The following is a 20379-nucleotide window of genomic DNA, read 5'->3' as shown; positions in this document are numbered from 1 at the left end:
GACGACTCCGGCCGCGACGGCCGCCGGCAGCCCGCGCGGCGGGTTCCCGGTCTCCCGCACGCGCCCCGGCTCCGGGCCCTCGGCCGCCGGGAGCGCGTCCCCGTTCAGCGCGTCCCCCGCCCCCGCGGCCCGGGCGGCGACCGGACCCGGCAGGGCCGCGCTCGCACCGGTGCGGGCCCGGCCGACCCGGCCGACGGAACGCACCGAGCCGTCCGCGGCCAGCAGCACCCGCTTGTCGTTGGGGTGCGCGAAGTCGAACAGCCCGGCGAGGGAGCCGGCCCTGCTGTCGAAGGAACCGGCACCGATCCGGCCGGTGTGCCAGTTGTCCTCGATGAAGCGCAGGACCGACGCCTGCTCGGTCGGGGTGTGGTCCACCGCGTTGACCCTGCTGTACGGCGAGATCACCAGCAGCGGCAGCCGGGGCCCGGGCCCGCAGCGGCCGTACCGTCCGCCGGCCGGCCGGGGGCCGCGCCGGCAGGCCGACGCGTCGACGGGTTTGCCGTTCGAGCCCCTGGCGGCGATCCGCGAACCGTTCAGCGGCTCGGCGTACGCGTGGTCGTACCAGCCGTCGGAGTCGTCGTAGGCGATGACGATCGCGGTGTCCTTCCACTGCGGGGCGCGCTGGATCTTGTTGATCCATGCGACGAGGAAGTGCTGTTCGTCCAGCGGCCCGGAGTAGCCGGCGTGCCCGTCCTGGTAGGCGGCGGGCTTGAGGAAGCTGACGGCCGGCAGCCGGCCGGCCCGCAGGGCGGCGTCGAAGTCGGCGAGGTCGTAGGCGTGGTTGGCCCGGCCGCGGTGGCCGATCTCGGCGACGGACGCCGGCGGCAGGTGGTGCGGGTTGGCGGTGGACCGGTAGTACTGGAACGGCGCGTGGTGCGGGCTGTAGTCGGCCACCGCGGCGCCCGCGCCGTTGGTGTGCGTGCGGCCGGAACAGGCGGCGTGGTGGCCGGGCCGGCCGTCCCAGGGCCGGCTGGGCCGGAAGCCGCCCTGGAACCAGCCCCAGGTGACGTGCCGGGCGTTGAGCAGGTCGCCGATGTTGCGGCCGCGCAGCGCCGCCAGGGGGCTCCTGCTCCGGTGGTCGCGCCCCGAGCAGTCGTCGTAGGCGGGGTCGGGGTCGTTGATCAGCGTGCCCACGCCCCTGGTGTCGGGGGCGGCCACGGCGTACGGGTCCGGTTCGCGGGTCTGCCGGGGGTGCTCGGTGCCGGAGGCGGGATCGGTGGAGACCACGCCGTCCGTACGGCCGGAGACCAGGTTGACCGCGCCCGGCGTGGACGGGCCGTAGGTGGTGCCGAAGGAGCGGTCGCTCATGGCGTAGTGCTGGGCGTAGTTCCACAGCGCGGTGACGGTGTTGCCGTCGTAGTAGTCCATGACCAGGCCGGGTTCGCCGTAGAGCCGGCCGGAGCAGGTGCCGGAGTCGGTGTGCTCGACGTAGCGGTCGGCCCGGCCGCCGTTCGCGGCGTACTGCTCGGGGCCGTAGGAGTGGTTCTGGTCGCAGGTCATGGCCCGGTCGGGGCCGAGCCGCCGGGGCGGGTACCGGTTGGGGTTGTGGCGCAGCAGCCCGGCGGTGCGGAGGTTGTCGACGCGGCCGGGCGTGGCGCGGGCGGGGACGAAGGGGGTGCCGTCGGTGTTGGCGGCGGCGGGGTAGGTGGCGAAGTAGTGGTCGAAGGAGACGTTCTCGTCGAAGATCACGACGAGGTGCTTGACGGGGGTGGCGGTGGCCGGGACCGCGGCGGGGACGGTGGCCGGGCCTGCGGCCGGGACGGTGGCCGTGGCCGCCGGGATGCCGGCCGGGCCGGCCGTGAGCGCCGCCGCGGCGAGCACCGCCGCCGCTGCCCCGCGCCGCCGGAGTGCGCGTACGCCGCTGGTGGTTCCCGCTCCGGTGCCGGTCATGCGTGGTCTTCCTCTCGGCTCCGGCCCTCCAGCAGCGCGCGCCCGAACCAGTCCGCGCGGTCCCGCACACCGGGCAGCACGAAGTAGTAGCCGCCGCCGAAGGGCTTGACGTAGTCGGTCAGCGGCTCGCCCGCCAGCCGCTTCTGCACGGCCTCGAACTGCCGCACCGGGTCGCGCTGGTAGCAGCAGAACAGCAGGCCCATGTCGAGTTCGCCGTCGCTGTCCAGACCGCGGTCGTAGCTGTACGAGCGGCGCAGCAGGCGGCGTCCGGCGGAGTCCGGGGTGCGCGGGTCGGCCAGCCGGATGTGGCTGTCCAGCGGGATCACCTCGCCGCCGGGGTCCTCGGCGTAGCGCGGGGCGTCGGACTCCCGTTCGCCGTCGAGGGGCGCGCCCGTCTCCCGGTCGCGGCCGAGCATCCGCTCCTGCTCGGCCAGCGGCACGCGGTCCCAGAACTCGACGAGCATCCGGATCGCCCGGACGACCTGGTAGCTGCCGCCCGCGGTCCACGCGGGCTCGCCCGCCCCGGGGCCCGTCCACACCAGCCGGTCCATCAGCGGGGCGTCGCGGGGGTCGGGGTTGGCGATGCCGTCCTTGAAGCCGAAGAGGTTGCGGGGCGTGCCGGAGGGGCGCGGGGGCGGGGTGAAGCCGTCCAGCCGCCAGCGGATCTGCATGCCGCCGCGCGTGTGGCGGGCGATGTCGCGCAGGGCGTGCAGGACGGTGTCCCGGCTGTCGGCGCACAGCTGGAGCGCCAGGTCGCCGTGGCACCAGGCGGGGTCGAGGTCGTCGTCGGGGAAGACCGGCATGGCGGTCAGCCGGCGGGGCCGGCGGGCGGCGAGCCCGTACCGCCCGTCGAACAGCGAGGCGCCCGCCGCCAGGGTGAGCCGTACGGCGCCGGCGGCCGGGATGCGGGGGCCCAGCAGTCCGGAATCGGGCGGCGGTCCGGTGATGCCGACGGGTTCGGGGTCACCGCCGGCGGTCAGCAGCCGCGCCCGCGCGGTGACGGTGCGCAGCAGCTCGGCGAGTCCGGCGCGGTCGTCGGCGGTGACGTCGAGGGCGGCGAAGGCGGTGGCGCGGGCGGGCGGGGTGAGGAGGGCGGTCTGGTGGGGGCCGTGGAAGGGGATGCGGGTGCGGGTGTCCTCGCCGTACACGTCGTCCGGGCCGTGCCCGGCGCCCCGGTTCTCCGCGCCCCGGCGTACGTGCGGCAGTGCGCTCATCGCGGCCGCGCCACCGGCCAGTCCGCGCAGCAGTCCGCGGCGCCGTACGAGGCCGGCGCTCATACGGTCCTCCGTACGCCGCAGACGGCCGCGACGTCCGCCAGGCGTTCGGCGAGATCGCCGAAACGTGCGTCGATCCTCTCGCGGTCCGCGCGGCCGAGGCGGGCGAGCGGGGTCCAGGTGCCGGAGCGGAGGTGGATTTCGAGGGTGCGCCGGGTGCGGGCGAGCCGGTCGTCGAGGGCGGCCAGGCCCGGGTAGCGGGTGCGCAGGAGGGGGCGGAGGCGGTCGACGAGCCGGCGGGTGGCGTCGAGCCGGGCGCGGGCGGTGGCCAGTCCGGTGCCGCTGCCGTAGTCGGTGCGGCCGGTCAGCTCGCCCCGCAGGGTGTCCTCGGTGATCTCGTGCACGCGGCGCGCGAGATCGGCGGGGTCCAGCCGGGCCAGGGCCCAGGCGTCCCGCAGGCGGCGCGCGTCGGCGGCGAGCCGGGCCGTGGCGCGGCGCAGGGCGGTGCCGTCCTCGCCGTGCCACAGCCCGTACTCGACGCGGTGGAATCCCGTGAAGCGCGGGTCGTGGACACCGCCGGGCAGGCCGGCGGTCGTACGGTCCAGCGCTGCGGCCGGCTCGCCGGGCCCGTCGAGCGCTTCGAAGGCGTCGTAGGCGGCGCCCAGGCGGGCGTAGCCGAGGTGGGCGGAGAGCCAGGCCGTGCGGGCGGCGGACCGGTCGCCGGCGTCCACCGCCGTGCGCAGGGCGCCGGTTCGGGCGACGAGCTCGTCCAGGCGGCGGGCCGTCCACGCCTGTTCGGCGAGGGCGGCCGGGATGAGGTCGTGCCGGCTGACGGGCACGGCCGCCGGCCCGGTGCGCCCCGGGCCGGTGATCCGCACGGTGGGGCCGGTGACGGCGTCCGCGTCCTCGTGGAGGCACACGAACGCGTAGGAGCCGGCGCCGAGCCGGGCCCGCAGGACGCGGATGGTGCCGGGGGCGAGGGGCTCGGTCTCGGCGAGGACGGCGGCGCCGGCGTCCTGCAGACGGACTTCGGCGGGGGTGGTGGCGGTGTTGCGTACGGCGATGCGTTGCAGGCCGGGGTGGGGGTGGGTCCAGCCGGTGCCGCAGTTGCCCGGGGAGGTCTCGACCGTGGTCGGCGTCCCCGCCGTGAGCACGGTTGCGGCCAGGAGCGTTGACGTTCGCAGCACGTTACTGACGTTACGTCAGGATTCTCGCCGTTTCGGGGCGGTTCTGCCCACCCGCCCGCCTGTCGCCCGGAACGTTACGGCCTTCGGGGTAACGAGTGGGCGGGCGGGTCAGGCCCCCAGCCACACCCTGCGGTTGCGTGCCACCGTGTGGACGCGGTCCACGCGGTCCGGGTGGAGGACGCCGCCCAGCGTGCCCAGGCTCGCCACCTCCCCCTCGCCCAGGAGCCGTACGTCGTCCGCCGCCGTCTCGGTCGCGCCGGCGCCGACCAGGACGAGCACCGGCAGGACGCGCACCAGGAAGCCGCATCCGCGCGTGAGGGCGAGCGAGGCGCGCGCGGCGCACTGCCGGACCCGGCGGACGTGGGGCTGGGGCTGCCGCTCCCGCCCCGGCCGGGCAAAGACGCAGAAGACACCGCCGGGGCCGATCAGCAGATGGGAGATGACCGCGTCGCCCGGCAGGACGATCGAGTGGACGACCTCCCAGCCGCCCGGCGTCAGCGCGTCCAGCTCGGCGCCCACGAGTTGTTCGGCCGCCAGCTCCGCGCGCCAGGCGTCCTCCACGGGCCGGCGGCCGAGCAGCCGGGCGAGCACCAGCCGGGCTCCCGCGGTCCGCGAGCCGTCGAGCCGGGCGCGGAGCGTCTCGCCGGGGCGGTTCGGGGCGAGGTCGTCGTCGGGCGGCAGGAACAGCCGGTCGGGATCGTAGGGCCTTCCGTCCGCGCCCCTCTTCGCCTCCGGCCGCTCGCACACGCCCATCACCCCCACCCGCCATACTGCCGCAGAAGCGCGAGGCCCAACCCGATCGGCCGCGCGGTCTTGCCCCGCATTTGACCGCCCCGGCGGCCCCGGCGGCTCTTCGGGCGCATTCACGCCCGACATCCCCGACATCGTGGCACGGTGCTTTACTTCACCCCCGTCCGACCCAATTATCCAATTTGTCGTAAATGGATATGAAGGGACGGTCAGTGCGAACAGCAGCCGTGTACGGAACCCTTTCAGCCCTGCTCCTCACCGGGCTCACGGGCCTCCCCGCCACCCCCTCCCACGCGGCTGCCGCGCCCCCGGGCGGCCGGGCCGAGTCGCACGGGGTGGCCCTCGCCGCCCAGCGGGCCGCCGCCAAGGGCATCGCCTTCGGCGCCTGCCCGGCCGCCGAGAACCTGCCCGCCCCCATCGAGTGCGGCACCGTGTCCGTCCCCCTCGACTACGCGCGCCCCGACGGCAGGCACATCCGCCTCACTGTCAGCCGCGCCCGCGCCACCGGGCCGGCGTCCGCCCGGCAGGGCGCCCTGGTGTTCAACCCCGGGGGGCCCGGCGGAAGCGGCATGTTCTATCCGCTCATCGGCCGGCTGCCGCAGTGGCAGAGCGTCGCCCGCTCCTACGACATCATCGGCTACGCGCCCCGCGGGGTCGGCCGCTCCGCACCGCTGTCCTGCGTCAGCCCGGCCACCTTCATCAAGGCCCCCAGTGACGCCCCCGAGCACCCCTCCGCCGCGTACAAGAAGGAGCGGATCGCCCAGGCCAGGGCCTACGCACGCGGCTGCGCGCGCAAGGGCGGCTCGGCCCTGCGCTTCTACACCAGCCTCAACAACGCACGCGACCTGGACGTACTGCGCGCCGCGCTCGGCGAGCGGCGGCTGAACTATGTGGGCGCCTCCTACGGCACCTACTTCGGCGCCCTCTACGCCACGCTCTTCCCCCGGCATGTGCGGCGCATGGTCTTCGACAGCGTGGTCAACCCCGACCCGCGCAAGGTCTGGTACGGCAACAACCTCGACCAGTCCGCCGCCTTCGACCGGCGGTGGGGCGACTGGCGGCGCTGGGTGGCCCGCCACGACTCCGTCTACCACCTGGGCCGCACCGCGAAGGACGTCGAATCCGCCTATCACAGGGCGAACCGGCGCCTCGCCCGCCGGCCCGCCGGCGGCAAGGTCGGCCCGCAGCAGTTGCAGGACGCGCTGCTGAAGGCCGGCTACAGCGACTCCTACTGGGCGCGCGACGCGAACGCGCTCTCCGCGTACCTGCGGGGCGACGAGCAGCCGCTGCTCGCCATCGCCGCCCCCGACCCGGCCACGGCCCGGGCGGCGGAGAACCAGAACGCCGTCTACACCGCCGTCGAGTGCAACGACGCGCCCTGGCCGCGCTCGTGGGAGGTCTGGAACCGGGACAACACCCGGCTCGCCCGCCGGGCGCCCTTCGAGACCTGGAACAACGCCTGGATGAACCTGCCCTGCGCGTACTGGCAGGTGCCCCGCCAGCGCGCGGTCGACGTCGGCGTGCACGGACGCGGCACGCTGCCGCCCACACTGCTGCTGGCCGCCGAACGGGACGCAGCCACCCCCTACCGCGGCGCGCTGGAGCTCCAGCGCCGGCTGCCCGGCGCGGCCCTGGTCACCGAGCGGGGCGCGGGCACGCACGGCATCGGCGGCGGCGCGAACGCCTGCGTCAACCGGCACCTGGAGACGTATCTGCTGAGCGGCGAGCTCCCGGCCTGGCGCTCCTACTGCGGGCCGCGCCCGGAGCCGAGGGCGACCACCTGAGCGGACCGCACGACGAGGGGCCCGGCCACCGGCCGGGCCCCTCACGTATCAGGCCAGGCCCGCGACCAGCTCGGACACCGGCTTGCGCCGCCCCGTGTAGAACGGCACCTCCTCGCGCACGTGCATCCGCGCCTCCGAGGCGCGCAGGTGACGCATGAGGTCGACGATGCGGTAGAGGTCGTTGGCCTCGAAGGCCAGGATCCACTCGTAGTCGCCGAGGGAGAAGGACGCGACCGTGTTGGCGCGGACGTCGGGGTAGCCCCGGGCCATCTTGCCGTGGTCGGCGAGCATGCGGCGGCGGTCCTCGTCGGGCAGCAGGTACCAGTCGTACGAGCGCACGAAGGGGTAGACGCTGACGTAGTCGCGCGGGGTCTCGTCGGCGAGGAACGCCGGGATGTGCGACTTGTTGAACTCGGCCGGCCGGTGCAGCGCCATGTTCGACCAGACCGGCTCCAGCGCGCGGCCCAGCTTGGTGCGGCGGAAGAGGTTGTAGGCGTCCTGGAGGGCGTCCGAGGTCTCCGAGTGCCACCAGATCATGACGTCGGCGTCCGCCCGCAGACCCGACAGGTCGTACGTGCCGCGCACCGTGACGTCCTTCTCGGCGAGCTGGGCGAAGAGCTCCTCCACCTCGTCCGCCCAGCCGGCGCGGTCCTGCGGCAGCACGTCGCGCAGCTTGAACACCGACCAGAGGGTGTAGCGGATGACCTCGTTGAGGTCCTTGGCCTTCTTGCCGGCGTTCGGGGTCTTCACAGGGGCGTCAGTCATGTCCCTATTCTCCCCCGTCGCCCCCGGCGCCCTCCGCCAGGGTCGCCAGAAGTTCACCGGCGGCCCGCCGGCCACTGGAGACACAGGCCGGGATGCCCACGCCGTCGTAGGCGGCGCCGCACACCCGCAGGCCGGGCAGGCGGGCGATGTGGTCCCGGACGCGGGCGACCCGCTCCAGATGGCCCACCGGGTACTGCGGCAGCCCGCCGTGCCAGCGGGTCACCCGGCTGTCCACCGGGGCCGCCGCCAGGCCGACGGCCTCGCCGAGGTCCTTCAGGGACATCGTCACCAGCTCGGCGTCCTCCCGCCCCAGGTCGGCCTCGTCGCCGAACCGCCCGATCGAGGTGCGCAGGACGAAGAGGTCCGGATCGGCATCGGCGTTCCACCGCCACTTGTTGGCCGAGAAGGTCGACGCCTTGATCTTCCGGCCGTCGACGGGCGGCACGAGGAAGCCGCTGCCGTGGAGCAGCGCCTCGACGTCCGAGCGGCGGAAGGCCATGGTCACCAGGGCCATGGAGGCGTACTCGACGGTGCCGAGCTCGGTGGCCGCGGCCAAGGCCGCGCTCTCGCCGGAGGGCAGCAGCGCCGCCGTCACGGGGGCCGGGGTGGCGAGCACGACGGCGTCGGCGGCCAGGACCTCGCCGTCGAGGGTGACGCTCCAGCCCCCCTCGGTGCGGGCGAGGCGGCGTACGGGGGCGTGCGTACGGATCCGGGCGCCCCCCGCCCGGAGCGCGTCCGCCACCGCGAGCGGGAGCCGGCCGATGCCGCCGTCGAGGCCGGCGAAGACCGGGCCGGACTGCTGCCGGGCGGCGGCGCGCGTCTGGAGGTCCCGGACGGCCCCGGTCAGGGTGCCGTGGGCCCGGGCGGCCTCGAAGAGCTGGGGCACGGCCGCCCGCATGGAGATCCGGTAGGCGTCGCCGGCGTAGACGCCGCCCAGCAGCGGCTCGACCAGCCGGTCCACCACCTCGCGGCCCATCCGCTCGGCGATGTAGGAGCCGATCGCAACGTCCTCGCCGAGCTCACTCGGCGGCAGTTCCTCGTCCCGCGCGATCCGGGCGAGCCCCTCGGCGGAGACGACGCCGGAGGCGGACAGCTCGGCGAGGTCGCCGGGGACGCCCATCATGTGGCCCTTGGGCAGCGGCCGCAGCTCGCCGCGGGTCCACAGCAGCGCGGTGGCGGCGGGCGCCACGAGGTGCTCGCCGAGCCCGGCCGCGCGGGCCAGCGCGACGCCCTCGGGGCGGCGGGCCAGCATCGACTCGGCGCCGAGATCGACGGGCATGCCGGCGATCTCGCCGGTGAGCAGCTTGCCGCCGACGCGTTCCGACGCCTCCAGGAGGGTGACCCGCGCACCGCCCTCCAGCAGCCGGTGGGCCGCCGCCAGCCCGGAGATCCCGCCACCGATGACGACGACGTGCCGCCCAGAAGTCCGCGATGCGCTCATGTCCCCACTGTCTCAAACCGCCGGGAACCGGCTGCTCCGGCCCCATGGACACGGCCGGCCGGCCATTGACAGGGCCGGGCACCCCGCCGAGACTCGCGCGCACCACGATCAGCCACTCGATCATCAGCCCGAACGGTTACGGAGACCCCCATGAACGACCGCATCCGGGACGTGTACATCGTCGACGCCGTCCGCACCCCGGTCGGCAAGTACGGCGGCGCCCTCGCCTCCGTCCGCCCCGACGACCTCGCCGCGCACGTCGTGCGCGCCCTGGTCGACCGGGCGCCCGCGCTGGACCCGGCCCGCATCGACGATGTCGTCCTCGGCAACGCCAACGGGGCGGGCGAGGAGAACCGCGACGTGGCCCGCATGGCCGTGCTGCTCGCCGGGCTGCCCGTGACCGTGCCCGGCGCGACCGTCAACCGGCTGTGCGCCTCGGGCCTGGAGGCCGTCGTCCAGGCGTACCGGGCCATCGCCCTCGGTGACGCCTCCGTGATGATCGCGGGCGGCGTGGAGTCGATGAGCCGCGCCCCCTGGGTGCTGCCCAAGCCGGAGCGGGCCTTCCCCGCCGGCCACCAGCAGGCGTACTCCACGACGCTCGGGTGGCGCATGACCAACCCGAAGATGCCGCCGCGCTGGACGGTGTCCCTCGGCGAGGGCGCCGAGCTCATCGCCGAGAAGCACGGCATCGGCCGGGAGCAGCAGGACGCGTTCGCGTTCGCCAGCCACGAGAAGGCGGCCCGCGCCTGGAAGGACGGCGCCTACGACGGCGAGGTCGTCCCCGTGCCCGGCGCCGAGCTCGCGCGGGACGAGTGCATCCGCGACACCACCTCCCCCGAGGCCCTCGCCAGGCTGAAGCCGGCCTTCCGCACCGAGGGCGGCACGGTCACGGCCGGCAACTCCTCGCCGCTCAACGACGGCGCGGCGGCCCTGCTGCTGTGCGACGAGGAGGGCCTGAAGGCCACCGGCCGGGAGCCGCTGGCCCGGGTACGGGCCTCCGCGGTGACCGCCATCGAGCCGGATCTGTACGGCCTCGGTCCCGTCGAGGCGGTCCGGCGGGCCCTGGCCAAGGCCGGGCGCGCATTCCCGGACCTGACACACTTCGAGCTCAACGAGGCTTTCGCGGCCCAGGCGCTGGGATGCTTGGCTGAATGGCCCGACCTCGACCCCGGTCTCGTCAACCAGCGCGGCGGCGCGATCGCGATCGGCCACCCCCTGGGGTGCTCCGGCGCCCGGCTGGCCGGCTCGGTCGCGCACCAGCTGGCGGCGGCGGGGTCGGGCACGGGGGTGGCGGCGCTGTGCATCGGCGTCGGACAGGGCCAGGCACTGGTCCTCGAACGCTGACCGAGGCACGACCCGCTTTCGGAGAGGTATCCCCCATGCGCACCACCGTCGGCATCATCGGGGCCGGCCCCGCCGGTCTGTTGCTCGCCCGGCTGCTGCACCAGGCGGGCGTGGAGTGTGTGGTCCTGGAGGCCCGCGACAGGGCCTATGTGGAACGGCGGCAGCGGGCGGGGCTGCTGGAGCAGGGCGCGGCGGACATCCTCCGGGACTGCGGCGCCGGTGACCGCCTGGACCGGGAGGGCCTGCTCCACCGGGGCTTCGAGCTGCGCTTCGAGGGCCGCTCCCACCGGGTGGACCTGCCCTCGATGACCGGCGGCCGGACGGTGACGATCTATCCGCAGACGGAGGTCGTCAAGGATCTGATCGCCCTTCAGCTCGTCGACGGCCCGCCGCTGCTGTTCGAGGCGCCGGTGATCGCCGTGGAGAAGGCCGACAGCGAGCAGCCGCTGATCCGCTTCGTGCGCGACGGCCGGGAACAGACCCTGGAGTGCGAGTTCGTGGCGGGCTGCGACGGTTCGTACGGGGCGTCGCGGCGCGCCCTTCCGGCGGACGAGGTACGGCTGCACGAGCGGACGTACCCCTACTCCTGGCTGGGGATCCTGGCCGATGTGCCGCCCTCCTGCGACGAGCTGGTGATGGCCGGGCACGAGCGCGGCTTCGCCCTGCAGAGCATGCGCACCCCGGCCGTCTCCCGGCTGTACCTCCAGGTGCCCAACGGCACCGATCCGAACGACTGGTCCGACGACCGGATCTGGGACGAGCTGGACGTCCGGCTGGCCGCCGACGGCTGGACCCTGCAACGCGGCCCGATCCTCGCCAAGTCCGTCAGCACCCTGCGCAGCCAGGTGGTCGAGCCGATGCGGTACGGGCGGCTGCTGCTTGCCGGTGACGCCGCGCACCTGGTGCCGCCGAGCGGTGCCAAGGGCATGAACCTGGCGCTCGCGGACGCGCTCACCATGGCGCGGGGGTTCATCCACTGGCACGGGAGCGGCTCGTCCGACCTCCTCGACCACTACTCGGACAACTGTCTGCGCCGGGTCTGGCAGGCGCAGCACTTCTGCCACGAGATGACGACCCTGCTGCACACCGCGCCGGACGCGGACGGCTACGACCGGCAGATGCAGCTCACCCGGCTGCGCCGGCTGACCCGCCCGACCGCGGCCGCCGCGGAGTTCGCCGAGAACTACGCGGGGCTGCCGCTCATCTGACACTGATGACGCTGATTCCCACGCCGTGGAGGACGTACCGTGGCCTCCATGACGGTGCGACGCATGGTGGTCGTCGGTGGCGACGCGGCGGGCATGTCCGCCGCGTCCCGGGCACGGGCGTTCCGCCCCCCGGAGCGGTTGCGGATCGACGCGTTCGAACGCGGGCGCTTCACCTCGTACTCGGCGTGCGGCATCCCCTACTGGGCGGGCGGGGTGGTCGACGGGCCGGACGCGCTCGTCGCCCGTTCGGCCGAGGAGCACCGCGCCCGCGGCATCGACCTGCGGCTGCGCCACGAGGTCGTGGAGCTGGACGTGCCGGGGCAGCGGGTGAGGGTGCGGGATCTGGAGTCCGGGCAGGAGAGCCGGCACGGCTTCGACGACCTCGTCGTCGCGACCGGCGCCCGGCCCCTGCGGCCGCCGCTGCCCGGCATCGACGCGCCGGGCGTCCTCGGGGTGCAGACCCTGGACGACGGGCAGCGGCTCCTGGACGCCCTGGAGGGCGGGGCGAAGGGCCGGCGGGCGGTCGTCATCGGCGCCGGCTACATCGGGGTGGAGATGGCGGAGGCCCTGGTCCGGCGGGGTTACGCGGTGACGGTCGTCGAGCGGGCGGCCCAGCCGATGTCCACCCTTGACGCGGACATGGGCGCGCTGGTCCGCGACGCGATGTGCGGCATGGGCATCGAGGTGGTGACGGGCGCCGCCGTGACCGGTGTGGTGACCGGTCCCGGCGGGCGGGCCGCCGCGGTCGCCACGGAGGAGGGCGAGTACCCCGCCGACGTCGTGGTCCTGGGCCTGGGTGTGCGCCCCGAGACCGCCCTGGCCGAGGCGGCGGGCCTGCCCCTGGGCGAGTCGGGCGGTCTGCTGACCGACCTCGCCATGCGGGTCCGCGGTCACGAGAACGTCTGGGCCGGCGGGGACTGCGTCGAGGTCCTCGACCTCGTCTCCGGCCGCACGCGGCACATCGCGCTCGGCACCCACGCCAACAAGCACGGCCAGGTCATCGGCACCAACATCGGCGGCGGTTACGCCACCTTCCCCGGCGTCGTCGGCACGGCCGTCAGCAAGGTCTGCGACCTGGAGATCGCCCGGACGGGCCTGCTGGAGGCCCAGGCCACGGCGGTGGGCCTGCGCTTCCACACCGTCACGATCGAATCCACCAGCCGCGCCGGCTACTACCCGGGCGCGGCGCCGATGACCGTCAAGATGCTCGCCGAACGCCGGACCGGCCGGCTGCTGGGCGTGCAGATCGTGGGCCGCGAGGGCGCGGCGAAGCGCGTCGACGTGGCGGCGGTGGCGCTGACCGCGCGTATGACGGTGGATCAGATGACCGCGCTGGACCTGGGATACGCGCCGCCGTTCTCCCCGGTCTGGGACCCGGTCCTGATCGCGGCCCGCAAGGCGGCGGCCGCGGTGACGGAAGGGTCGAATCGAACGTAAGTCCGCCTCGAGGTGCCGGATCGCTCGTGCTGGTGGAAGCTGGTTCCACCCCCCTCCGCATGATCACGCAGTTCGATCACTACAGCGTTTGATCACGACAGCCCTCGATCAGACAGCGCTCGATCAGAACAGCGCTCGATCACGGACAACGCAGGAGGTGCTCCATGAGGCGCACATGCTCCGCCCTGGCCGCCGTCGCCGCGGCCGCCACCCTGTTCACCGGAATCCCGGCGGCCGCGGCGGCCGCAGCCCCCGTCCGGCTCCCCACCGCGCGCGGTGCCGTCGCGGACTCCTCCCGGCCGCCCACCGAGAGACAGATCAAGGCGTTGTTCGACCGGTGGAACGCGGCCCTGGCCACCGGCGACGCCCGCCGCGTGGCGGACCTCTACGCCCCCGACGCCGTGCTGCTGCCGACCGTCTCCCCCGAGATCCGCACCACCCGGGCCGGGATCGTCGACTACTTCGAGCACTTCCTGGAGGGCAAGCCCGTCGGCACCGTCCAGGAGCGGTTCATCAACATCCCCAACCGCAACACCGCCATCGACACCGGCCTCTACCGGTTCACGCTGACCAACGAGGACGGCAGCACGTCCGAGGTCGACGCGCGCTACACCTTCGTCTACGAGCTGCGCGGGGACGACTGGCTCATCGTCAACCACCATTCGTCCAAGGTGCCCGAGGGCTGACCCGCCCGGCTCGCGGACCGGGCGGGGCGGGCGCGTCCTTTCAGGCCTTCGTCTCGGCCAGCGCCTTCACCAGCACCGGCGTGACCTGCTCCACCTGCCACGGCCGCGCGCCGTGCGCGGCGAGGATCCCGGCGACGGCCTCGGGCGCCGGGTCGGCGGGCGGCTCCCAGCAGAGCCGGCGCACGGTGTCGGGGGTGATCAGGTTCTCCTGCGGCATGGTGAGCCGCTCCGCCAGCTCGGAGACGGCGGCGCGGGCCGCCGACAGGCGGGCCGCCGCGGCGGGGTCCTTGTCCGCCCAGGCACGCGGCGGGGGCGGGCCCGTCACCGGCTGGCCGGGCTGCGGGAGCTCCGCCTCGGGCAGGGCCCGGGCGCGGTCGACGGCCGCCTGCCACTGCTCCAGCTGCTTGCGGCTCATCCGGTGCCCGAACCCGGGCAGCGCGGCCAGGGCGTGGGTGCTGGCGGGCATGCCGAGGGCGGCCTCGATGATCGCGCCGTCGCCGAGCACCTTGCCGGGCGAGACGTCGCGCCGCTGGGCGACGTGGTCGCGCACGGTCCACAGCTCGCGCACCACCGCCATCTGCCGGCGGCGGCGCACCTTGTGCATGCCGGACGTGCGGCGCCAGGGGTCCTTGCGGGGCGGGGCGGGCGGCGCCGTGGCGATGGCCTCGAACTCCTGGCGGGCCCACTCCAGCTTGCCCTGCCGGTCGAGCTCCGCCTCCAGGGCGTTCCGCAGGTCGACGAGGAGCTCCACGTCCAGCGCGGCGTAGCGCAGCCAGGGCTCGGGCAGCGGGCGGGTGGACCAGTCGACGGCGGAGTGGCCCTTCTCCAGGGCGTAGCCCAGCACGTTCTCGACCATCGCGCCGAGTCCCACGCGCGCGTAGCCGGCGAGCCGCCCGGCGAGCTCGGTGTCGAAGAGCCGGGCCGGCGTCATCCCTATCTCGCGCAGGCAGGGCAGGTCCTGGGTGGCCGCGTGCAGCACCCACTCGGTGCCGGAGATCGCCTCGCCGAGGGCGGACAGGTCGGGGCAGCCGACCGGGTCGATCAGCGCCGTGCCGGCGCCCTGGCGGCGCAGCTGCACGAGGTAGGCGCGCTGGCCGTAGCGGTAGCCGGAGGCGCGCTCGGCGTCGACGGCGACGGGGCCGGTACCCGCGGCGAACGCCGCGACCACCCGGTCCAGGGCGTCGGCGTCGGCGACGACCGGGGGGATTCCCTCGCGCGGCTCCAGCAGGGGGATCGGCGCCGGAACGACGTCGTCCGGGGGGCCGCCCCCGGTGGTTCGCAGTGGTGTGTCTGCTGCGGTCTCTTGGGCGTCGGTCACCGGTCAAGGGTATCTGTGTATCGCAAGCGCCCGTCGCCGGAACGTTCCGGCGACGGGTGCGGCGCGCCTCGTGCGGCCCGGGTCAGTGGATGATGCCGGTGCGCAGCGCCACGGCGACCATCCCGGCCCGGTCGCCGGTACCGAGCTTGCGCGCGATCCGGGCGAGGTGGCTCTTGACGGTGAGGGCCGACAGGCCCATCGACACGCCGATGGCCTTGTTCGACTGGCCCTCCGCCACCAGCCTCAGCACCTCGACCTCACGGCCGGACAGCTCGCGGTAGCCGCCGGGGTGGCCGGGGGCACCGGGCGGGCGCCGCTGCAGCCGGGCGGCCGCGGAACCGATGGGGGCGGCGCCGGGGCGGCCCGGCACGCCGAGGTTGGTGCGGGTGCCGGTGACGACGTAGCCCTTGACGCCGCCCGCGAGCGCGTTGCGGACGGCTCCGATGTCGTCGGCGGCGGAGAGGGCGAGACCGTTGGGCCAGCCGGCCGCGCGGGTCTCGGAGAGCAGCGTCAGGCCCGAACCGTCCGGGAGATGGACGTCGGCCACACAGATGTCGCGGGGGTTGCCGATGCGCGGCCGCGCCTCGGCGATGGACGACGCCTCGATCACGTCACGCACTCCCAGGGCCCACAGATGGCGGGTCACGGTGGAGCGGACGCGGGGGTCGGCGACGACCACCATGGCGGTCGGTTTGTTCGGGCGGTAGGCGAGGCTCGCCGGTTGCTCGAGGAGAACGGACACCAGGCCTCCAGGGGGAGTGGCGGGACGGGTGCCGACTTGGGGATAAGCCGGGGCGATCCGTACAGGAAGGGTCACAAGGTCCTTCGGCAGACGAACCGTCCGGCTTTAGGGAATGATCACGAATTGGTGAGTAACAATTCGGGCAATTCGGAAAGGTGGCCGATCGTCGGCGACCCGCCCGTCAGCGACTCTGCGGCCCGCGCCGCTGGGGCAGCGTGACGATCCCCTCCGGGGCCCCGCCCGGCGGCAGCCCCGCGATCTGGCACATCAGGTCGCACCACGCCGACAGATGCGCGGCCGTGTCCGGCACGGCCCGCCCGCCGCCCGCCGCCGGGCCGGCCGGGAGCACCGGGGACCACGACGCCCGGATCTCGATCCGCGTCGACGGCTCCCGCTCCGCCAGCCCGCCGAAGTAGTGCGAGCCGGCCCGGGTGACCGTGCCGCTGGGCGCGGCGTAGGGCACGCGCCGGGCCTCCAGCGCGCCCGTCAGCCAGGACCAGCACACCTCGGGCAGCAGCGGGTCCGCCGCCATCTCCGGCTCCAGCTCCGCGTGCACCAGCGTGACCAGCCGGAAGGTGCCGCCCCAGGCCTCGTGCCCCGCCGGGTCGTGCAGCAGGATCAGCCGGCCGTCGGCCAGCTCCTCGTCGTCCACGACAACCGCCGCCTCCAGGGCGTAGGAGTACGGGGCGAGCCGCTGGGGCGGCGGGGTGGCGTCGAGTTCGATCTCGGGCCGCAGGCGCACCCCTTGCAGCCCGGCGACCGCCTGCCGGAAGACGGACGGGGTGGTGCCCTCCCCGTCCGCGTCGTCCGGACCGTCCGAGAGGTGTCCCTGCGCCGCAGCCATGCCCGGAAGACTAGGCGGAAGCGGGCCCGGTTCCGGGTAGGGACACCCACATGGGCGGGTCACTCGTTCGGCCCGTGCGAAGATTTGGGCATGAGTGAGCGCAGCCAGCACCAGACGGGCCGCACCGCGGCACACGATTCGGCGTTCTTGAGGGCCTGCCGACGGGAGCCCGTGCCGCACACCCCGGTCTGGTTCATGCGCCAGGCGGGCCGCTCGCTCCCCGAGTACCGCAAGGTCCGCGAGGGCATCCCCATGCTGGAGTCCTGCATGCGGCCCGAGCTGGTCACCGAGATCACCCTGCAGCCGGTGCGGCGGCACGGCGTCGACGCGGCGATCTTCTTCAGCGACATCGTGGTGCCGCTGAAGGCCATCGGTATCGACCTCGACATCAAGCCGGGCGTCGGCCCGGTCGTCGCCGACCCGATCCGCACCCGCGCCGACCTGGAGCGGCTGCGGCCGCTCGACCCCTCCGACGTCCCCTACGTCACCGAGGCCATCGGCCTGCTCACCGCCGAGCTGGGCGCAACGCCGCTCATCGGCTTCGCCGGCGCCCCCTTCACGCTCGCCAGCTACCTCATCGAGGGCGGCCCCTCGCGCACCTACGAGCGCACCAAGGCCATGATGTACGGCGACCCGCAGCTGTGGGCCGACCTCGTCGGACGGCTCGCGGAGATCACCTCCGCGTTCCTGCGCGTCCAGATCGAGGCCGGCGCGAGCGCCGTCCAGCTGTTCGACTCCTGGGCCGGCGCGCTGGCCCCCGCCGACTACCGCCGGTACGTCATGCCGGCCTCCGCCTCCGTCTTCTCCGCCGTCGCGGAATACGGCGTGCCGCGCATCCACTTCGGCGTCGGCACCGGCGAGCTCCTCCCCCTGCTCGGCGAGGCGGGCGCGGACGTCGTCGGCGTCGACTGGCGCGTCCCCCTCGACGAGGCGGCCCGCCGCGTCGGCCCCGGCAAGGCGCTCCAGGGCAATCTGGACCCCGCCGTCCTCTTCGCCCCCCGCGAGGCGGTCGAGGCCAAGACGGACGAGGTCCTCGCCGCCGCGCGCGACCTGGAGGGACATGTCTTCAACCTGGGCCACGGCGTCATGCCGACGACGGACCCGGACGCCCTGACCCACCTGGTCGAGTACGTCCACGAGCGCACGGCGCGGTAGGCCTGCGACCCCCTTCTCGAACGCCGGACGGGCTGACGTGTGTCAGCCCGTCCGGCGTTTACGGAATGTGACCTTCGCCGCTCCCGCCGGGGGGCCTGTGCAGCGTGGTTACCCGCAAGTAGCATGACGGTTGTCAGCCCGCACCGCGGCGGAGCCGTCTCGGCATGCCCGCGCGCAGCGATCCACCTGGAGGAGAGCCAACGTGCCTCGTACCGCTAGGGACGTCGTCTTCGTCGACGGCGTCCGCACCCCGTTCGGCAAGGCGGGCCCGAAGGGCATCTACCACGAGACCCGCGCCGACGACCTGGTCGTCAAGTGCATCCGGGAGCTCCTGCGCCGCAACCCGGACCTCGACCCGGCCCGCATCGACGAGGTCGCCATCGCCGCGACCACGCAGATCGGCGACCAGGGGCTGACCCTGGGCCGCACCGCCGGCATCCTCGCGGGTCTGCCGCAGTCCGTGCCGGGCTACTCCATCGACCGCATGTGCGCCGGCGCGATGACCGCCGTGACGACCGTGGCCGGCGGCGTCGCCCTCGGCGCCTACGACATCGCCCTGGCCGGCGGTGTCGAGCACATGGGCCGCCACCCGATGGGTGAGGGCGTGGACCCCAACCCGCGCTTCGTCTCCGAGAAGCTGGTCGACGAGTCCGCCCTGTTCATGGGCATGACCGCGGAGAACCTGCACGACCGCCTCCCGCACATCACCAAGCAGCGCGCCGACGAATACGCCGTGCGCAGCCAGGAGAAGGCCGCCAAGGCGTACGCCGACGGCAAGATCCAGGCCGACCTGGTGCCGATCTCCATCCGCCGCACGTCCCCCGAGGGCGGCGAGACGGGCTGGGGCCTGGCGACCGCCGACGAGCCGATGCGCCCGGGCACCACGCTGGAGAACCTGGCCGGTCTGAAGACCCCGTTCCGTCCGCACGGCCGGGTCACCGCGGGCAACGCGGCCGGTCTCAACGACGGCGCCACCGCCTCGCTGGTCACCGCCGAGGACGTGGCGCGCGAGCTGGGCCTGCCGGTCAAGATGCGCCTGGTCTCCTACGCCTTCGCCGGCGTCGAGCCGGAGGTCATGGGCATCGGCCCGGTCCCGGCCACCGAGAAGGCCCTGGCCAAGGCCGGTCTGACGATCGACGACATCGGTCTCTTCGAGATCAACGAGGCCTTCGCCGTCCAGGTCCTCTCGCTGCTGGACCACTACGGCATCGCCGACGACGACCCGCGCGTCAACCAGTACGGCGGCGCGATCGCGTTCGGCCACCCGCTGGCCTCCTCCGGCGTCCGTCTGATGACGCAGCTGGCCCGCCAGTTCGAGGAGCAGCCGCACGTCCGTTACGGCATCACCTCGATGTGTGTCGGCTTCGGCATGGGCGGAACGGTCATCTGGGAGAACCCCCACTGGGAGGGCAAGTGAGCACCACCGCTGAGCTGTTGAAGGGCGCCGCGGAGCTCTTCCCCGACGAGGTCGTCACCCAGGCGCACGTCCGCCACCTCGACCTTCCGGGCGCGGGTCGTTTCGCGCTGATCACGCTGGACAACGGCCTGGACCACACCAAGCCGACCACCTTCGGCCCGCAGTCCCTCGCGAACCTGAACGTCGCGATCGACCAGGTCGAGGCGGAGGCCAAGGCCGGTGACATCACCGGCATCGGCATCACCGGCAAGCCGTTCATCTTCGCCGTCGGCGCCGACCTCAAGGGCGTCGAGCTGCTGAAGAAGCACGAGGACGCGCTGGCCATCGGCAAGGGCGGCCACGACGTCTTCAAGCGGCTGTCCTCGCTGGCCGTCCCGACCTTCGCGTACTACAACGGCGCGGCGATGGGCGGCGGCGTCGAGGTCGGTCTGCACTGCACCTACCGCACGGTGTCCAAGGCCATCCCGGCGTTCTCCCTGCCCGAGGTCTTCCTGGGCCTCGTCCCCGGCTGGGGCGGCTGCACCCTGCTGCCGAACATCATCGGCGCCGACCGCGCGGTCTCGGTCATCATCGAGAACTCGCTCAACCAGAACCGGCAGCTCAAGGGCAAGCAGGTCTTCGAACTCGGCATCGCGGACGCGATCTTCGAAGGCGCGGACTTCCTGGAGCAGTCGCTGCTGTGGACGGCCTCCGTCCTGAAGGGCGAGACCGAGGTCGTCCGGGCCGAGGTGGACCGCGGCGAGGCCTGGGACCAGGCCGTCGAGCGCGGCCGCTTCATCGCCGACTCCAAGGTGCACGGCGCGGCCCCGGCCGCCTACCGCGCGCTGGACATCATCGCCGCCGCCAAGAACGGCGACCTGCGCCAGGGCTTCGACGCCGAGGACCAGGCCCTCGCGGACCTGATCATGGGCGGCGAGCTGCGCAGCGGCATCTACGCCTTCAACCTGGTGCAGAAGCGCGCCAAGCGCCCGGCCGGTGCCCCGGACAAGTCCCTCGCGCGCCCGGTGAACAAGGTCGGCGTCGTCGGCGCCGGTCTGATGGCCTCTCAGCTCGCGCTGCTGTTCCTCCGCCGCCTGGAGGTGCCGGTCGTGCTGACCGACATCGACCAGGTGCGCGTGGACAAGGGTGTCGGCTACGTCCACGGCGAGATCGACATGCTGCTCGGGAAGGGCCGCATCTACCTGGTCTTGGCCATCC

General features: G+C 74.1%; 17 protein-coding genes. 8 read left to right on the top strand and 9 right to left on the bottom strand.

Going from position 1 to position 20379, the window contains the following annotated elements; all coding sequences use genetic code 11:
- The 4 genes from AB0K09_RS12320 to AB0K09_RS12305 form a co-directional block, all read right to left on the bottom strand.
- Window positions 1-1890 (bottom strand): alkaline phosphatase family protein (locus AB0K09_RS12320; protein ID WP_366065273.1); only part of this gene is annotated, 1890 nt, incomplete at its 3' end.
- Entirely contained in the window at window positions 1887-3167 is a 1281-nt protein-coding gene (gene efeB, locus AB0K09_RS12315; protein WP_366065272.1) for an iron uptake transporter deferrochelatase/peroxidase subunit, read from the bottom strand. The genes AB0K09_RS12320 and efeB, both read right to left, overlap by 4 nt.
- Complete coding sequence (locus AB0K09_RS12310; protein ID WP_366065271.1) at window positions 3164-4291, bottom strand: EfeM/EfeO family lipoprotein; 1128 nt, start codon at window positions 4289-4291, stop codon at window positions 3164-3166. Before AB0K09_RS12310 ends, efeB begins: the two co-directional genes overlap by 4 nt.
- A 108-nt stretch (window positions 4292-4399) precedes the next feature.
- Window positions 4400-5038: a nuclease-related domain-containing protein gene (locus AB0K09_RS12305; protein WP_366065270.1), complete on the bottom strand. Its 639-nt coding sequence runs from the start codon at window positions 5036-5038 to the stop codon at window positions 4400-4402.
- A gap of 215 nt (window positions 5039-5253) precedes the next feature.
- On the opposite strand from AB0K09_RS12305, the gene AB0K09_RS12300 reads away from it, so the two are divergent.
- Window positions 5254-6825, top strand: a complete 1572-nt coding sequence (locus AB0K09_RS12300) for an alpha/beta hydrolase (protein WP_366065269.1) — start codon at window positions 5254-5256, stop codon at window positions 6823-6825.
- A 48-nt stretch (window positions 6826-6873) separates the two neighbouring features.
- On the opposite strand, the gene hemQ is transcribed toward AB0K09_RS12300, so the two are convergent.
- Entirely contained in the window at window positions 6874-7590 is a 717-nt protein-coding gene (gene hemQ / locus AB0K09_RS12295; RefSeq protein WP_366065268.1) for a hydrogen peroxide-dependent heme synthase, read from the bottom strand.
- Between the two features lie 4 nt (window positions 7591-7594).
- Window positions 7595-9031 (bottom strand): protoporphyrinogen oxidase, encoded by a 1437-nt coding sequence (gene hemG, locus AB0K09_RS12290; RefSeq protein ID WP_366065267.1) that lies wholly within the window; start codon window positions 9029-9031, stop codon window positions 7595-7597.
- 150 nt (window positions 9032-9181) lie between these two features.
- Here hemG and AB0K09_RS12285 point away from each other — a divergent pair, with 150 nt between their 5' ends.
- The 4 genes from AB0K09_RS12285 to AB0K09_RS12270 all read left to right on the top strand — a co-directional run bounded on the left by AB0K09_RS12285 (window position 9182) and on the right by AB0K09_RS12270 (window position 13706).
- On the top strand, window positions 9182-10375 hold the full coding sequence (locus AB0K09_RS12285; RefSeq protein WP_366065266.1) for a thiolase family protein: 1194 nt from the start codon (window positions 9182-9184) through the stop codon (window positions 10373-10375).
- A 35-nt stretch (window positions 10376-10410) separates the two neighbouring features.
- Window positions 10411-11583 carry a 4-hydroxybenzoate 3-monooxygenase gene (locus AB0K09_RS12280; RefSeq protein WP_366065265.1) on the top strand — a complete coding sequence of 391 codons (1173 nt, stop codon included), beginning with the start codon at window positions 10411-10413 and terminating at the stop codon, window positions 11581-11583.
- 48 nt (window positions 11584-11631) lie between these two features.
- Complete coding sequence (locus tag AB0K09_RS12275; protein WP_366065264.1) at window positions 11632-13020, top strand: FAD-dependent oxidoreductase; 1389 nt, start codon at window positions 11632-11634, stop codon at window positions 13018-13020.
- Between the two features lie 164 nt (window positions 13021-13184).
- On the top strand, window positions 13185-13706 hold the full coding sequence (locus AB0K09_RS12270) for an SgcJ/EcaC family oxidoreductase (RefSeq protein ID WP_366065262.1): 522 nt from the start codon (window positions 13185-13187) through the stop codon (window positions 13704-13706).
- Window positions 13707-13746: 40 nt separating this feature from the next.
- Here the strand turns inward: AB0K09_RS12270 and AB0K09_RS12265 are convergent, their stop codons facing one another.
- The 3 genes from AB0K09_RS12265 to AB0K09_RS12255 form a co-directional block, all read right to left on the bottom strand.
- Window positions 13747-15024, bottom strand: coding sequence for a ribonuclease D (locus tag AB0K09_RS12265; RefSeq protein WP_366065261.1), 1278 nt, complete (start codon window positions 15022-15024; stop codon window positions 13747-13749).
- Between the two features lie 82 nt (window positions 15025-15106).
- Window positions 15107-15766 (bottom strand): response regulator transcription factor, encoded by a 660-nt coding sequence (locus AB0K09_RS12260; RefSeq protein ID WP_366065260.1) that lies wholly within the window; start codon window positions 15764-15766, stop codon window positions 15107-15109.
- A gap of 181 nt (window positions 15767-15947) precedes the next feature.
- Window positions 15948-16610, bottom strand: a complete 663-nt coding sequence (locus tag AB0K09_RS12255; protein WP_366065259.1) for a DUF3000 domain-containing protein — start codon at window positions 16608-16610, stop codon at window positions 15948-15950.
- 90 nt (window positions 16611-16700) lie between these two features.
- On the opposite strand from AB0K09_RS12255, the gene hemE reads away from it, so the two are divergent.
- The 3 genes from hemE to AB0K09_RS12240 all read left to right on the top strand — a co-directional run.
- Complete coding sequence (gene hemE / locus AB0K09_RS12250) at window positions 16701-17765, top strand: uroporphyrinogen decarboxylase (RefSeq protein ID WP_366065258.1); 1065 nt, start codon at window positions 16701-16703, stop codon at window positions 17763-17765.
- Between the two features lie 202 nt (window positions 17766-17967).
- A complete protein-coding gene (locus AB0K09_RS12245) occupies window positions 17968-19182 on the top strand; it encodes an acetyl-CoA C-acyltransferase (protein WP_366065257.1) in 1215 nt (404 codons plus the stop codon).
- Window positions 19179-20379: enoyl-CoA hydratase-related protein (locus AB0K09_RS12240; protein ID WP_366065256.1), on the top strand; the 1201-nt coding region annotated here is incomplete at its 3' end. The genes AB0K09_RS12245 and AB0K09_RS12240, both read left to right, overlap by 4 nt.

Origin of the sequence: Streptomyces sp. NPDC049577 (assembly GCF_040675635.1) — a bacterium.
Lineage (GTDB): Bacteria > Actinomycetota > Actinomycetes > Streptomycetales > Streptomycetaceae > Streptomyces.
Note: the sequence above shows the minus strand (reverse complement) of the source record. Positions and strands in the feature narration are given on the sequence as shown.